The organism is Campylobacter gracilis, from assembly GCF_018374135.1.
Taxonomy (GTDB): Bacteria; Campylobacterota; Campylobacteria; order Campylobacterales; family Campylobacteraceae; genus Campylobacter_B; species Campylobacter_B gracilis_A.
Window position 1 is genome coordinate 29,657 of sequence record NZ_JAHAFS010000008.1, and the last position, 14,105, is coordinate 43,761.

16 protein-coding genes and 2 pseudogenes are annotated in these 14,105 nt (G+C 46.1%); 1 reads left to right on the plus strand and 17 read right to left on the minus strand.

Going from position 1 to position 14,105, the window contains the following annotated elements; all coding sequences use genetic code 11:
• Positions 1 to 104: 104 nt before the first annotated feature.
• The 9 genes and pseudogenes from KH703_RS10060 to dsbD form a co-directional block, all read right to left on the minus strand.
• A pseudogene (locus KH703_RS10060) lies at positions 105 to 335 on the minus strand (GTP-binding protein); the annotation flags it as partial.
• Positions 332 to 847: a lipopolysaccharide transport periplasmic protein LptA gene (gene lptA, locus KH703_RS04960; protein ID WP_304294649.1), complete on the minus strand. Its 516-nt coding sequence runs from the start codon at positions 845 to 847 to the stop codon at positions 332 to 334. The gene lptA and the pseudogene KH703_RS10060, both read right to left, overlap by 4 nt.
• Positions 811 to 1,344: an LPS export ABC transporter periplasmic protein LptC gene (gene lptC / locus KH703_RS04965; RefSeq protein ID WP_304294650.1), complete on the minus strand. Its 534-nt coding sequence runs from the start codon at positions 1,342 to 1,344 to the stop codon at positions 811 to 813. The genes lptA and lptC overlap by 37 nt, the downstream gene beginning before the upstream one ends.
• 67 nt (positions 1,345 to 1,411) lie before the next feature.
• Positions 1,412 to 1,900, minus strand: coding sequence for an HAD family hydrolase (locus tag KH703_RS04970; protein WP_177389116.1), 489 nt, complete (start codon positions 1,898 to 1,900; stop codon positions 1,412 to 1,414).
• Between the two features lie 86 nt (positions 1,901 to 1,986).
• On the minus strand, positions 1,987 to 2,934 hold the full coding sequence (locus KH703_RS04975; protein WP_304294652.1) for a PstS family phosphate ABC transporter substrate-binding protein: 948 nt from the start codon (positions 2,932 to 2,934) through the stop codon (positions 1,987 to 1,989).
• Positions 2,935 to 2,941: 7 nt separating this feature from the next.
• Positions 2,942 to 3,073 (minus strand): hypothetical protein, encoded by a 132-nt coding sequence (locus KH703_RS04980; RefSeq protein WP_304294653.1) that lies wholly within the window; start codon positions 3,071 to 3,073, stop codon positions 2,942 to 2,944.
• An 8-nt stretch (positions 3,074 to 3,081) separates the two neighbouring features.
• On the minus strand, positions 3,082 to 3,306 hold the full coding sequence (locus KH703_RS04985) for a hypothetical protein (protein WP_304294655.1): 225 nt from the start codon (positions 3,304 to 3,306) through the stop codon (positions 3,082 to 3,084).
• Positions 3,307 to 3,569: 263 nt separating this feature from the next.
• Entirely contained in the window at positions 3,570 to 4,148 is a 579-nt protein-coding gene (gene hisB / locus KH703_RS04990) for an imidazoleglycerol-phosphate dehydratase HisB (protein WP_304294657.1), read from the minus strand.
• Between the two features lie 48 nt (positions 4,149 to 4,196).
• A complete protein-coding gene (gene dsbD, locus KH703_RS04995) occupies positions 4,197 to 6,167 on the minus strand; it encodes a protein-disulfide reductase DsbD (protein ID WP_304294658.1) in 1,971 nt (656 codons plus the stop codon).
• A gap of 108 nt (positions 6,168 to 6,275) precedes the next feature.
• Between dsbD and ppk2 the strand changes: the two genes are divergently transcribed.
• Positions 6,276 to 7,178: a polyphosphate kinase 2 gene (gene ppk2 / locus KH703_RS05000; RefSeq protein ID WP_297896110.1), complete on the plus strand. Its 903-nt coding sequence runs from the start codon at positions 6,276 to 6,278 to the stop codon at positions 7,176 to 7,178.
• Between the two features lie 942 nt (positions 7,179 to 8,120).
• Here ppk2 and KH703_RS05005 read toward each other — a convergent pair.
• The 8 genes and pseudogenes from KH703_RS05005 to KH703_RS05040 form a co-directional block, all read right to left on the minus strand.
• Positions 8,121 to 8,255 carry a hypothetical protein gene (locus KH703_RS05005; protein ID WP_005869088.1) on the minus strand — a complete coding sequence of 45 codons (135 nt, stop codon included), beginning with the start codon at positions 8,253 to 8,255 and terminating at the stop codon, positions 8,121 to 8,123.
• Position 8,256: 1 nt separating this feature from the next.
• Positions 8,257 to 8,502: a helix-turn-helix transcriptional regulator gene (locus KH703_RS05010; RefSeq protein ID WP_040303199.1), complete on the minus strand. Its 246-nt coding sequence runs from the start codon at positions 8,500 to 8,502 to the stop codon at positions 8,257 to 8,259.
• Between the two features lie 664 nt (positions 8,503 to 9,166).
• Positions 9,167 to 9,364 (minus strand): annotated as a pseudogene (locus KH703_RS05015) (CRISPR-associated protein Cas6); the annotation flags it as partial.
• 72 nt (positions 9,365 to 9,436) lie between these two features.
• Positions 9,437 to 11,464 carry a glycine--tRNA ligase subunit beta gene (gene glyS / locus KH703_RS05020; protein ID WP_304294660.1) on the minus strand — a complete coding sequence of 676 codons (2,028 nt, stop codon included), beginning with the start codon at positions 11,462 to 11,464 and terminating at the stop codon, positions 9,437 to 9,439.
• The gene (locus KH703_RS05025) at positions 11,448 to 11,582 is read right to left on the minus strand and encodes a hypothetical protein (protein ID WP_291937682.1); all 135 of its coding nucleotides are present in this window, start codon (positions 11,580 to 11,582) and stop codon (positions 11,448 to 11,450) included. Before KH703_RS05025 ends, glyS begins: the two co-directional genes overlap by 17 nt.
• A complete protein-coding gene (locus KH703_RS05030; protein ID WP_304294661.1) occupies positions 11,579 to 12,940 on the minus strand; it encodes an endonuclease/exonuclease/phosphatase family protein in 1,362 nt (453 codons plus the stop codon). The genes KH703_RS05025 and KH703_RS05030 overlap by 4 nt, the downstream gene beginning before the upstream one ends.
• Positions 12,928 to 13,416: a tRNA (cytidine(34)-2'-O)-methyltransferase gene (locus tag KH703_RS05035; RefSeq protein ID WP_304294728.1), complete on the minus strand. Its 489-nt coding sequence runs from the start codon at positions 13,414 to 13,416 to the stop codon at positions 12,928 to 12,930. Before KH703_RS05035 ends, KH703_RS05030 begins: the two co-directional genes overlap by 13 nt.
• Positions 13,409 to 14,104, minus strand: a complete 696-nt coding sequence (locus KH703_RS05040) for a hypothetical protein (RefSeq protein WP_304294662.1) — start codon at positions 14,102 to 14,104, stop codon at positions 13,409 to 13,411. Before KH703_RS05040 ends, KH703_RS05035 begins: the two co-directional genes overlap by 8 nt.
• Position 14,105: the final 1 nt, after the last annotated feature.

Sequence of the window (14,105 nt, forward strand, 5' to 3'; positions counted from 1 at the left end):
TCAGACGCCGCAGCGTCTGCAAAATCTCGCGCGCAATTCGCAGCCGAGTTTAAAGCCCTCTTGCTCGCTAGATCGGGCGGCGTTTCAGCTTGCGAGCCGTCCGAGTCTGCGGCAAGCTTTTGTTTAAATTCAACTTCAAAAAAATTTATCAGCTGCGTTTTGCCCGGCGTTGAGCTTGATTTGGCTAGATTTTTGCGCCCAGTAAGCGCGTTTATCAGGCTGCTTTTGCCGACGTTGGAACGCCCCAAAAACGCCACTTCGCTCATCGCAAACTCGGGCGCACCCGCGATATTTGCGGCGGAGGTGATAAACTGCGCGCTGCTAGGATAGATCATTTGTTTTGATCTTCGACCTGAAAGATCAGCCGCACGGGCCTTTTCTCGCCGCCGCCGCTTTTTACTTCGTAGGTGCCCTTTTGGCGATTTACGATGATCTTATCGCCGTAAACCTCCTTTTTGGTCTCGGCCTCGTGCAGATAGGCGTTATTTTCGAGCGTATAAGCTTCGATGGTCGGATCGTAGGTTAGCACGCCGCCTCTGCCGTCGTAATGCTTCTGATTGAGTAAAATTTTAAAATTTGCATTTCCCGTCGCGACGTATTTGGTAGGCTGACGCTTAGCGTCGAAATAGATCGTCACTTTGTCGGAATTTAGCGTATCGTAAGCGCCCTTTTTGATGCGGACGTTGCCTGTTAGGACGCTGATCTGCTTGATCTCGTCGGCGAAAAAATTATCCGCCGTGACCTCGACCTGCTCCTGCGCGGCGCTGAGAGCTGACGCGCCAAAGCCCGTAATTAGCGCGGCTGCGAGTATTAGTTTGTGGAGTTTCGATCTTTTATTAAATACCATGCGTGGATTCCTTTTGAGTTTGTTTGTTTGGTTTTGGTGTCGTAGCTTATGCTTGCGCCCGTGATACGGTCGCCGCCTTGGCGCAGCACGTACGGCACGTCGGAGCGGACGATCTTGCTGCTCGTATCGTAGATGATTTCCTGCGCCGTGTAATCAAAGCCTCTACTGTTTACGTAATGCGCGTCGCCGTTAAATTTTATCAGCTCGCCGGCGCGCGTCGCGGTTTTTGAAACCAAAGTGTGATTCAGATCCGCGCTAATCTCCTCGGCTTTAAAATTTACAAACTCGTCGCGATCCTTATAGCGCGTGCCGCCGTCCGCGGTAAATTTAGCATCCACGCGCTCGCCGATCTGATAATCGACGATCTTTTTCATCTCCATATTCGCAATGCTTAGATCCTGCCTAAACATATCACTAAAATACGGCGTCTGCACGCTTAGAAACACCATCGCGACGCAAAAGATCGCAATCGCAACGTAGAAAATTTTTATTACCATCGCTCGGCTCCTTTTGATCTACGCAGAATTTCGCCTCTCATAGGCTCTCTCGCGCGCGCTTGCAAAATTACAGCCATTTGCTATTCCACTCTTCGCGCATGCCGTTTTTATCGACGAGTATTTCGATCATCTCGCGCACCGCGCCGCAGCCGCCGTTTTTGCTTAGCGCGACATCCGCTTTTAGCGAGCTTAACGCATCGGCGGGCTTGAAGCTGATAGCGACCGCATTTAAAAGCTTCGCGTCGTTTATATCATCGCCGATCGCAGCGGCTTCATCGAAGCTTAGGTTAAAATTTTTTAAAATTTGCTCCGCCCTTGAAAGCTTATCTTTTTCGCCTTGAAAGAGCGTATCGATCTTTAGCTCGCGCGCGCGGTTTGCGACGATCTGCGAGCTTTTGCCGGTGATGATCGCGACCTTTAGCCCCAGCCGCTGCCACTCCTGGATGCCAAACCCGTCTTTTACGTTAAATTTTTTCATCTCTTCGCCGCCGTTTGAATGGTACAGCCCGCCGTCGCTAAGGCAGCCGTCTACGTCTAAAAATATGATCTTTATCACTTCGTTTTCCGTTTTTTGAAATTTTGTGATTTTAACGAAATTTGGCTGAATTTTTGGCAAACGCCGTATAAATTTAAGCTGCGATCTTAGCCCTTAATCGGCACGTAGCCGCTATTTTCGATGATGCTTTGCCCCTGCGGCGAAAGGATCCAATCTATCAAGATGCGGATATTTTCGTTTTTGTTATTTTCGTCGTAAACCGCGTAAATTTCGGCTACGAGCGGGTATTTGCGGCTAGCGATATTTTCTTTATTCGGATATGCGCCGTTTAGGCTAAGCATCTTCACGCCGCCGTTTTGCACGATCCCCTCGACGTAATAGCGAAACGAAAAGCCGATCGCGCTACCGAAAAAGCTCGTGATCTTGCGCTTAGGCTGCGTCTTACTCATAAATTTCAAAAACGCGCTCTGGCTGCCGCTGCCAGCGTTTCGCTGCACGGCATCTATTCGCATGCGCTCGCCACCGAGCTGCGACCAATCGTCAAACTCCCCAGAATAGATCCCTCGCACCTGATCCACGGTTAAATTAGATACTTTGTTATTCGCATTTACGATAAAGACGAACGCCTCCAGCCCGATCGGCACGAAGCGCAAGCGCGCGCCCTTTTCGCGCGCATAATCAAGCTGCTGCTTCGAAGGAGCGGCGACGAAAATGAGATCCGCCTCGCCGTCGCTTATGGCCTTGTACGCGCCACGGGTATTGCTAAATTTAAGCCTGCTAGCATTCGTGAAATTTTGCCCGTCAAATTCCACGCTTTCCTTCGGATAGTTTGCCGCGACGAACGCCGAAAAGACGGGATACAGAGCCGCTGCGCCGTCGATTATCGGCAGATCGCCGCTAAGTTTTAAGCTAGAGCTAACCCGCACGATCTGCGAACCCTCATCAAACGGCAGAAATTTATGCAGCTCGATCGATTTGGCCTGCATCTCGGCGCTGCTTTGATTGACGTATCGCTTCACGACGAGGCGGTAAAACGCAAAATCGAAAGCCGCCAAGATAAACACCAGAAAAATGGCGATAGATAGGCGCTTCATCTTAGTTTCAGTTTGCAATATAGGAGATGATCGAGCATTTGCTATGCAGATACAGCGCCGCTGCGACTAGCGCACAAACGCTGATCGCCCAAGCCGTAAATATTACGGCGATCGTTTTTTGAAAAATTTCATCGCTCATTTTGTGCCTCACATATGCGCAAGCGCGCTATTAAGCAGCCATAAAAAGCCGACCAACGCGCCTGTGGAACACGCAAGCGCAAGCGCAGAGAGGATCAGAAAAATTTTATCCTTTCTGCGGCGCGCGGGTTCGTTTTTTGATCTGATAAATTTTACTAAACGCACGACGAACCAAATAAACGAAACGATCGGCAGCGCGAACAAAAGGAAAATAAAAATCGAGAAAGAATCCATATCTCACCTTTAAATTTAATGCACAAAGCGATATTTTGACACAATGCGAGCGCAAAATTTTAGACAGCCTATACGCACGCCGATGGCTTAAAATTTCAGCCAAGCGGCGCGCCTTTGCAAATCCATTCTAGCAAAGGTGGAATTTCGCGGATTTTAAGCGAGCGGCAAGAGCGAAATTTAAACGCAGATAAAATTTTAAAAAACCGCGAATTGCTAAATTTATTAAATTTAGCTTCCGTTTTTAATTTAACGCCCCTCTACCGCTATAAAACGCCCTTAGTGCTAGGCACGCCGACGCGCTCGTTGATACTTATCGCGCGACGAAATGCGACGGCAAACGCCTTAAACGCGGCTTCTGCGACGTGATGTAGATTTTCGCCGCGAATCTGGCTTATATGCAGCGTAAAATTTGCGTTGAAAGCCAAAGCGCGGAAAAACTCCTCCACGAGCTCGGCGTCGAATTCGCCGATCTTGCCGCGCTTTAGGCTCGGACAATCAAATACCAAAAACGAGCGGTTGGAAAAATCAAGCGCCGCAGAAACCGCCGCCTCGTCCATCACGACGACGCTATCGCCGAAGCGCTCGATGTTTTGCGCGGGATAGATCGCCTCTTTGATCGCGCTTCCGAGCACGATGCCGCAGTCTTCGACGCTGTGGTGAAAATCGACCTGCAAATCGCCCTCGCAGCGCAGGTTCAGATCGATCCATGCGTGTTTGGCAAATGCGTTAAGCATATGATCGAAAAAACCGATGCCCGTTTGTATCTGCGCCGCGCCGCGCCCGTAAAGCTCCAGCTCAAGCTCGATTTTGGTCTCTTTCGTAGCCCTATTTTTGCTTATCATCGCGCAATCCTTAAAACTAAATTTTGTTTGAAATCTATCTAAATTTCACTAAATTTCGGTTAAAATTTCGGCCAGCTTTTCGGAATTTACGCTGCCGATCTGGCGCAGGTTCGCAATCTCCGCGCCCTCTTTAAAAAACAGAATCGTAGGCGGACCGAATACGTTAAAATGCGCTTTTATCGCCCTATTTTGCTCGCTATCTTCGCTAAGATCGATCTTTAAAAGGCTAAATTTATCAAGCGCGCCGACAAGCGCAGGGTCTGCAAACGCCCGCTCGCTCTGCTCGCAATTTTTGCACCAGCTAGCCCAAAAATCGACTATAACGGGCTTTTTGGAATTTTCTATTTCGCCCTGCAGCTGCGCCAGATCGCGCACAAACGAAAAATGCGCGCCGCTAAAATTTTGAGCGCTAGAAATTTCGCCCGCTTGCAAGCCCTCGCCGCCCAAATCGCCCTCAAAATATCTCGCGTTTTGCGGAATTAGATTACCAAGCGGCCTGGAAAAATCTTTCGCACCGCTGGCAAAGCCCGCGAGTAGCAGCGCCGAATACAGCGCGATTACAAGAGCCAAAGCGCGCTTGATACTGCCCGCGCCGCCGTCAAACAGCCCCAAAAATCCTGCGAAGATCGCGCCTAAAACCGCGTAAATCAACAGGCTTAAATTTTCGCCGATGAGCGTACGCGAGATCCACACCGCCGTAAAAAGCAGCAAAAAGCCAAAAATTTTAGGCACCGCCTCCATCCAAGCTCCGGGTCTCGGTAGCGCGCCGCCGAGGCCAACTACAAGCAGCAGCGCACCGCTTCCGAGCCCCAGCGCAAAAAGAGCCGCCGCACCCAGCAAGACGTCGCCGCTGCCCGCGATGTAAACGAGCGCGCCCGCAAGCGGAGCGGAGATGCACGGCGATACGACGAGCGCCGAGATAAGCCCCATCGAAAAAACTCCGATCAGGCCGCCAGCATTTTCGCTTTTGCTATTTAAGAAGCTTTGAAAACGCGCGGGCAGGCGAATCTCGTAAAATCCGAACATCGAAAGCGCAAGCGCGGCGAATATTAGCGAGGTTAGGATCAGTGCGGGCGGAGTTTGCAGCAAGCCTTGTAAATTTTGCCCGAAAACCGCCACAAAAGCCCCTAAAATCGCATACGAGCTCGCCATCCCAAAAATATACGCGAGGCTTACGGCGAGGCTTTTTTTTGCGCTCGGCTTCGAGGAAGTTTTCGCTACGATGATCGACGAGAGGATCGGGATGAGCGGATAGACGCAAGGGCTTAGCGAGAGTAGCACGCCATAGCCGAAAAACAGCGTGATTGCGGCAATGAAGCTCTTGCCGCCAAGAACGTTTAAAATTTTATCCTGCTCGGAGATGGAATTTGCGTGCGGATTTTTGTGCGTGGAAGCTTCGTCGGAATTTAAAGCAGCGTTTTCAGCCGAGCTTGCCGCGGAATTTCCCGCCGCATGCGAGTTTGTCTCAGGATTTGCCTCTTCGCCCGAAGCTAAGGTATTGCTTTTAAAATTTGAAGTCCCGCTCTGCGCGCTGTATGCGGCAGAAATCTGCGCGGAATTTACGCCGCTTCGGTATTTTTTCAGCTCGGAGTTTGAAATTTTGCTGATCTGATAGCCCTCCACCACGCGCTTGAAGTTGAAGCCGAACTGCTGCGGCTGGTAGCAAAAGCCCGATTTCGTGCAGCCCAAAAAATCGCCGTTAAGCACGAAATCATCGCTATCTGCGGCATTTGCAAGCACGAGGCCTAAAGGCACGGCGATGCTAAATTTGCCCTCATAAATTTTATAATCCTTGTATTCGGTCGCGGCGGGCAGATTTATTAAATTTGTGACCTCCGCGCCGCCGATGAAAATTTTTATCTCGTTTTGATAGAGATAGACCCCGTCCGCGATATCAAAGCCTAGCGTTACGCTATCGCTTTGCGCCGTCGCGTTAAGCTTGAACGCATCAGAGGGTTTCAGGGGCTCGGCGCCCAAGCCTAAAAGAAAAAACGCTGCCAAAATAAGTGATCTGATCAAATTTTATCCTTTTAAATTTTTTCCTACATTCTAACGTAATAAGTATGAATTTATAGTGTAATCTAAAGAACTTTTTTGTAAAATTCCTTAAAATTTTTAGGAGGCGATATGAGCAAAGAGATCAAAACCGAAACGGGCGAAATAGCGCTGAAAGAGATAGAATTTAAAAGCTCAAAGTACGAAAAAATCTCGTTCAAAGACTACGAAACCCTGCTTGAGAGATACCAGATCGAGCTTTTGAAGCTGCAAAAATTCGTAAAGGAAAAAGGCTTAAAAATTTTGATTTTGATGGAGGGGCGCGACGCGGCGGGCAAAGGCGGCACGATCAAGCGCTTAACCGAGCATCTAAACCCACGCGGATGCCGCATCGTAGCGCTCGAAAAACCGAGCAACGTCGAAAAGACGCAGTGGTACTTCCAGCGCTACGTCGCGCACCTACCAAGCGGCGGCGAGATTGCGATCTTTGACCGCAGCTGGTACAACCGCGCGATGGTCGAGCCAGTGATGGGCTTTTGCACCCACGCCGAACATAAAGATTTCCTACGTCAAGTGCCTAAATTTGAGGAGCTTTTGGTAAGTGCGGGGATAATTTTGTTTAAATTTTACTTTTCGGTCTCCAAAGAGGAGCAAAAAAGGCGCTTCGAATCGCGCCGCACCGACCCGCTGAAGCAGTATAAACTCTCGCCGGTGGATGCGAGATCGCAGGAGCTGTGGAATCAATACACGCTCGCAAAATACTCGATGCTGCTCGCTTCAAATACCGAATTTGCGCCGTGGACGATCCTTGATAGCAACGACAAAAAGATTGCGCGGCTAAACGCCTTCCGCTGCATACTCTCGCGCATAGACTATCCCGAAAAGATCGATGCGAAGGAGCTTGCGGTGGATCCAAACCTCGTGCGAAACGGCGCCAGGGAGATAGTCCTAATGGAGGATAGCCAAAAAAGCGAGGCTTGGCGCAAGCTGGAAAGCCCCTCCCGCAAGAACAAGAAGGATAAGAAAAAGGGTTGAATCTTGCCAATGAAGATTACCCACTAAGAATTGCTAGGGAGGCTTGCTAGGAATTGCTCATTAGGAATTATTTTCTAATAATAGAAATGCATTGAATTCTATGATTGTGACCTCAAGATCTTTGGGATTCTATCCAATTGGGAATTGTAACATGAACATGTTGTATTCTTAAACCGCTTGAGAAATGCAGAATCTATCCTGTTGGGAATTGAAACTCAGACGCTCGCACGGATTTAATAAGGGCAATTCAGTAGAATTCCATCCCGTTGGGAATTGAAACTCATCAATAAAGGCGCTTTTTATAGGGATTTGGTGCGTAGATTTCCATCCCATTGAGAATTGAAACTATCGACGGTGAGCCTATTAAGGTTTACGCGATACGCCTTTTGTGGCAGAAATGGATAGAATTCTCATCTCGCTATAAATTAAAAAGATTAGTTGTGACTGGGATATGATACAATATGGGGCACTTATATGAAATTTCATTCGGTTTCAATTCGCCTACTAAATATGTTAAATTTATGGGTTACTAATGAAATTTTGGAGTTACTCACAAATTAAAATTTTAACGAACTGTATATTTGCCGCAATATAAATAGATTTAAATGCAACTCATTTAGTAGCAAATTCCAAAATATTTGTAAAAATGCACGCTAGGTATCTTAAAAGCTAGGTTGAAGAAGGAAATCTGCATTAATTTTAATTAAATTTACGCTACAAATTTAAGATCATGTGCCAAAGTTAGAATTTAAAATTAAATTAGATGATACCGAAGAGGCAGAAAGATGGAAAAATTTTTATAAAGCAGAATTTGCTAGCATCCTCTGAAACTACAAAACAAAGAATATCGGCGTGGTCGTCATAAAAAGGAAAAATCATCTAAATTTAATGGATATTACCGCCTTTGTCACATAAAGTATAATAAATAAATGCCTCCGTCAATTATTTTTTAAAATTTTTAAAAAATTTCTTCAAAAGCGCCTTGTAAAAGATCGCGAATTTCGACTCTTTTTTCTCATAAATCACGCGAAAGACGCCCTGCAGATCCAGCTTTTCTTGCAAAGTAATGTTTTGCACCCTACTCTCCTATAAGTTTTTTTATCTTATGCAGCACAAACGCAGCGTCGTCGCTATCGAGCTCGCACAACATCTGGCATATCGCGGTCGCTGCCTGCGGCTTGGTTGTGCCCAAACGCCAGTCCTGATACGTCCGCATCGACACGCCTAACCTCTGCGCCATCGCGGCGTGCGAGATCTTTTTGCCGTTGTTTTTAGCTTCGACGGCATTGTGCAAAATGTTGAATATATCGCTCGTTTCTAACATATGAAAATTATACAAATTTATTCGTTAATTATACATAAAATCGTATAAAATGAATAAAAATCGTGTTATTCATAAGTAAAAATAGCAAAACACTTCGTTTATCCGTGCGAATTATACAGAATACTGCATAAAATAAACATAAAATTTTATAAAATTACGTAGAAAAAGCAAAAAGCTTTATGATCTTACACGAGTTAGCGCTTTATCAAGAGAATTGCACCTAAATTTAAAACTACAGCGACTAAAAAATACAAAAGCCATTCCAGCGTAAGACAAAAGTAGCAACCGAATTTATGCAGAATTTTTAAAAATTTCGGTGCTTAAATTTTTATAGCAATAGTCAAGACGTAAAATCAATATTGCAAGAATCAAAAAATTTTGCATAGCTCAACTCGTACTTTGACTATTTTAAAATTTACAGAAATTGTCGCATAGAATTTAACTCATAAAAATTCTTGATCATTTAGAACTTGAAAAGCGAAAATCGCAAAACTTATCTAGCGAGACTATTACACTGCAAAACAAATGATCTGAAAAGTTTTATAATTTATTTCAAGTTGTAAGTGTTCTGGAATATTTAGATAATAAAAATTTAGCATAGTGGAGTATTAATGAATAAAAGTTAAATTGACATAAAATAAATCTTTAATAATCAAACCCAATCAAATCGCACGCGCAAATCCTCTCCTCGCAAGATAAAATCAAACACCGTGCGTTTAAAAATTTTACCGCTTGATTCGTGCCTGTATCCTACGTGCTCTGAAGCAGGCAGGTAGCGATAAAGAAAGCCCTGAATCAGCTGCGAGAGAAATTTTGAGATTTTTAGATTTTTAGTTGGTAATTTTGCGTTGATGATTAGCATTTGCGCTCCTTTGCGCGGTAAAATTTTGCCCAAGGTTCGCGCAAACCTTGGGTGAATGAGCTCTAAGCGGTATTAAAATCCTATCTCTTTGATATCGGCAAACTGCAAAAACGCACGATAAATTTGCCCGATATTTGCGATACGATTTGCGCGTATCGCGGCATCCTGGACGTTTATCATCACGTTATCGAAAAAATCATCAATCACGCCTTTAAGCCCAAATAGTGAGCGCAGATACCCACTCACGTCGTTTCCGTTGAGCTTAATCGCCCTGAACGCCGCATTTAGCGCACGCTCAGCGTCGTGTTCGAATAGGTTTTCGTCCACCGCGCCTATTTTTTCGTCCTTGATGATATTGGCTAGGCGCTTAAAGGTCGCAAAATTTTCCCCGAAATCCGCTGCTGCTGCGATCTCGCCCAGCGCCTTTATGGCCTTGCTTAGTAGTAATAGATCGTTTTCGCCGCTTGCGATGCACGCCTTAATCACGGACGGATTTATCTCGTCAAAAATTCCGTATAACCTATCTTTTATAAAATCCAGCAGCTTAGAAATGTCAAATTTCTTATAATTTGGCGCCAGCTTTTGCGCCAGCGCATTCGCATCAAAGCTCAATCTTTGATTTAGTAAAATTTTAATTAGCCCCGTAGCTGCGCGGCGAAGCGCATACGGATCTTTGTTACCGCTTGGAACTTTATTGATACTAAAAAGCCCCAGGAGTGTTTCAAATTTCATCGCCACAGCGATTACGCTACTAAATACACCGCTTGGCAGCTCGCTATCTTCGCCGCTAGGAAGATATTGCTCGCGTATCGCGCGGCATACATGCTCTGCTAGTCCAGCGTGTGCGGCATAGTAACTGCCCATAATGCCTTGAAGCTCGCTAAATTCGCCCACCATCGTGCTGCTAAGATCTGCTTTACTAAACATTACGGCATTTTCTATATCCAGCGCAAAATCCTTTTTACCGATCTCCGCCTCAATCTGCGTAGCATAATCCGCGCTCAATGCCCTTGCTACGGCTAGCTCGCGCACTTGCTTATCATAAACTGAGCCAAGAGCTTGCATATAGGAAATTTGCTTAAGTTTTTCAGGACTAAATTCCGCTTGCAAATCGCTCTTCCAAAAAAACATAGCATCGCTTAGGCGCGCGCGTAAAACTTTTTCATTGCCACGTACCACTAGCTCGTCATCATCGGTGATCGCATTACTAACGACAACGAAGTGATTGCTTAGGCTTTTACTCTCGAAAACGGGAAAATAGCGCTGATTCTCTTTCATCGAAGTGATAATAACCTCTTTTGGCACGCTTAAAAAATCTCGCTCAAAGCTGCCTAGCAGCGCAGTCGGATACTCGGTGATCGCCGTTACTTCATCCAGCAATGCAGGATCGACCTCGATCTTAAAGCCATGCTTTTTTTCGAGATTTGCAAACTCGCTTAGAATTTTATCCTTTCTTTTCTGCTCGCTTAAAATTACGCCGTTACGCTCCAGCAGTGCGAAATAATCTGCGGCGTCTTTAAATTTAATCGCTTCGTAACCAAATTTTCGGTGCGGAAAAAATGCAGCCGCGCTTCGCACGCCATAAATTTCAAAATCTACGTTTTGACCGCCCAAAACGCAAGCTATGCTTCTTATCGGACGGATAAACTCAAACTCGCCGCTACCCCAGCGCATCGCGCGTCCAAAATTTAGTGATCGCAAAAACTCCTCTATCATTTCGCCCAAAATTTCACGACTATCGCGCCCCTTTTGCACCGCAGCGTGGTAGAGTACCTCTTTGCCACCTATCTGCCGAAATTCCAGCTCGCTTTCGCTTATGCCGCATTTTTTAGCAAAACTTAGCGCTGCAGGGCTCCACGCGCCGTCTTTGAGCGCTACGGATTTAGGTGCACCCGTGCTTACAATCTGTGCATCATCACCACGTTGCGGAAAATCCTCGTGAAATAGCACAAATCTACGCGGGCTAAATTCAAAGCGAAAGTCGCTATTTATGCGGTTGGCCTCAAGCACCGCGCGCCATTTTGACGCGATATTCGCACGCTCTTTTAAAAACGGGATCGCAGGCAGCTCCTCGACCCCAATCTCAATGAGTAGTTCCATCTTTATCCTTTTTTCGTTGATTTCGTTTTTCGTTTTTCTCCATCATTTCGCGGTTAAATCCTACGATCATAAATATCATAAAAAGCACGAAAAGTGCGGTTATAACGGCATGTATCATTCTACTATAAATTCCTTTTGCCCTTTATAAATCGTAAAATAGGCATTTTTAAATTCTAAATTTTTGCCGTTTTGCACAGGAGCGCTTTTGCGAAAAATTCTAAACTCGCCCACGCCTTTTAGATCAATTATGCCGTCTTCAACATCGCCTTTGATCGCTCTTATCACATCTCCTGCGCGCAGCTGCCGCACTGATACGCTAGGCAAAACGTATGGCGCGATAGAGCCTACGTTGCCGCCTCTAGATACGATCTCAAAATCGTCTATCTCAAAGCTTTGCTTATAAAATTTCGTCTTTTTTACTAGCAGATCGAGTTTATCGCCTAACCGTAGCCCGCTGCCGCCATAGACAAAAACTCCGCTTCCATCTTGGGAGATCGCAAAGCCGTGGCGGTTTGCAAAGCTCACGACTGCGCCTTTTATCAGCATAGGCTCGCTTATAATGCGCCCGTAAAGCTCCTCTATCGTGACGGTTTTTGCGGAGCTAGCGGTATTTTTAGCTAAAAATTCTTGCTTTCTTGGCGTAGATTTTAAAGCGCCTTCGTTCGTCAGAATGAAGCTAATCGGAAAATGATCGGAAACGGTAGAGAATTTAGCAACCGCGAAGCTGTCCTTTTTATATCCCGGCTCGCTACTAAAAAAATCGTCGCTAAGCAAGATATGATCGAGCACCGCGCCGCTTTCATGAGACTCACAAGAGCTAAAATGCTTTAACTGCGAGCAGGGATGCAGCGCCCACAAATCGCTAAATCCATCGCGCTCGATAAGCTCGTTTAGCAAAGAATTTCGCCCAAAATTCGTATTAAAATCTCCCGCTATGATAGCGCGTTGGTGCCCTTGCAAAACCTCGCGTAAAAAAGCGAAATTTCGCCTGCGCTCGCTTAGCGGATTGCGTGCAGAGAGCATATGTACGACATAAAAGCTAAAATCAGTGCCGCCAAGCGCAAAATCAGCGCGCAAAATATCTCTAGTTTTAAGCTCTACTGGGCGATAGGTTTTTTGAAATTTTATCGGTATGCGCGACATCACCGCCACGCCCGCAGGTGCAGTCTGCGCGCGCGAAAAAGCGTAGAATTTATAGCCTGCCTTCTGCGCAAGCGCTTTTAGCACCGCTTCGTTTTCGATCTCTTGCAGCCCCAAAATATCGGCATTAAGCGCGCTTATCTCATTCGCTATCTCTTGCAGCTTGCGCTCGTATTTTTGCTCGCTCCAGCCTCCGCGCCCGATCTCAAAATCCGCGTACTCCGTGCCGTCGTTTACGCCGTCGAATAAATTTTGCACGTTAAACGATGCGATTTTCAGCTCCGCTGCACTCGCGCCGCAGAAAAACATCGCAAAAAGTAGCGCTAAAACTCGCAAACCGCGCTCCTAAAGTCAAATTTATCGATGTTTTGGCGGATCGCTTCGTAGGTTACGATGCCCACGCTGGTGGCTAAATTTAAACTGCGCCCCGCCCCGCTCATCGGGATCGTGATGCAGTTTTCGCGGTTTGTGCGCATGATCTCAAGCGGCAGCCCATGGCCTTCAGAGCCGAAAATCAAAAAATCGCCCGGCTGAAATTTCGCCTCGTAGTAGAGCTTGTTCGTCTTTGTCGTCGCAAAAAAGAAGCGCTGCTTAAATTTCCCGTTCGCCGCCATAAACTCGTCCCAACTCTCCCAAATTTTAAGATCCAAGCTCGCCCAATAATCAAGCCCCGCACGGCGTAGATGCTTATCGTCGATGACAAATCCGAGCGGCTTGATCAGATGCAAGCGACACCCTGCATTGACACACATACGCCCGATGGAGCCGGTGTTTGTGTGGATCTGCGGATATACTAACACGATATTAAACATCAAAAATCACCGATTTTGCACGGGCGAAATTCTGTGATTTAAAATTCCGCGAGGCAAAGTTTTGAGATTTAGAATTTTGCAAAGCTAAATTACGCGGCTTGGAATTTTGCGCGGTAAAGCCTTGCAAATTTGAATGGGCAAAATTCCACAATTTGAAATTCTGCGAAGTACAATTTAGGTTCATGATTTTGCGATGCTGCAAGGCATCAGATATCTCCTTGCAGCGATACGGCTCGCTAAATTTTGCTTTAATGCGTTTAATATGATGCAGGCTGTGAGATTTTGTGCCAAGATGTCCTAATCCGCAAAATTTCATCTCGCTGTAATGCGAGCCGTGAAATTCCGCATAGTTACCGCACGTTTCGTATAATTTCTCGCCGCAGTGATGCGATCTGTGAAATTCGCTCGATCCATAAAACTTCGCCTCGTGGGTTTTTTCGGTGTGGCGGCACAACGGATGGAATTTTAATAGGTAAAATTCCGCGTCGTGAAATTCTACCGAGCTAAGCTTTGCACTATGAAATCTTACGCCGCAAAAATTTAAATTTCGCTCACCGCAAAAGATAAAATCTTGCGCAGCAAAAATCACGAAATTTTGCCTGCGATCAAAGCAAAAAGCGCATTTTTGCAAAGACGCAGCATTCTTGCAAAACGCGTAAATTTCGTCGCGACGATAGAATTTTTTCATA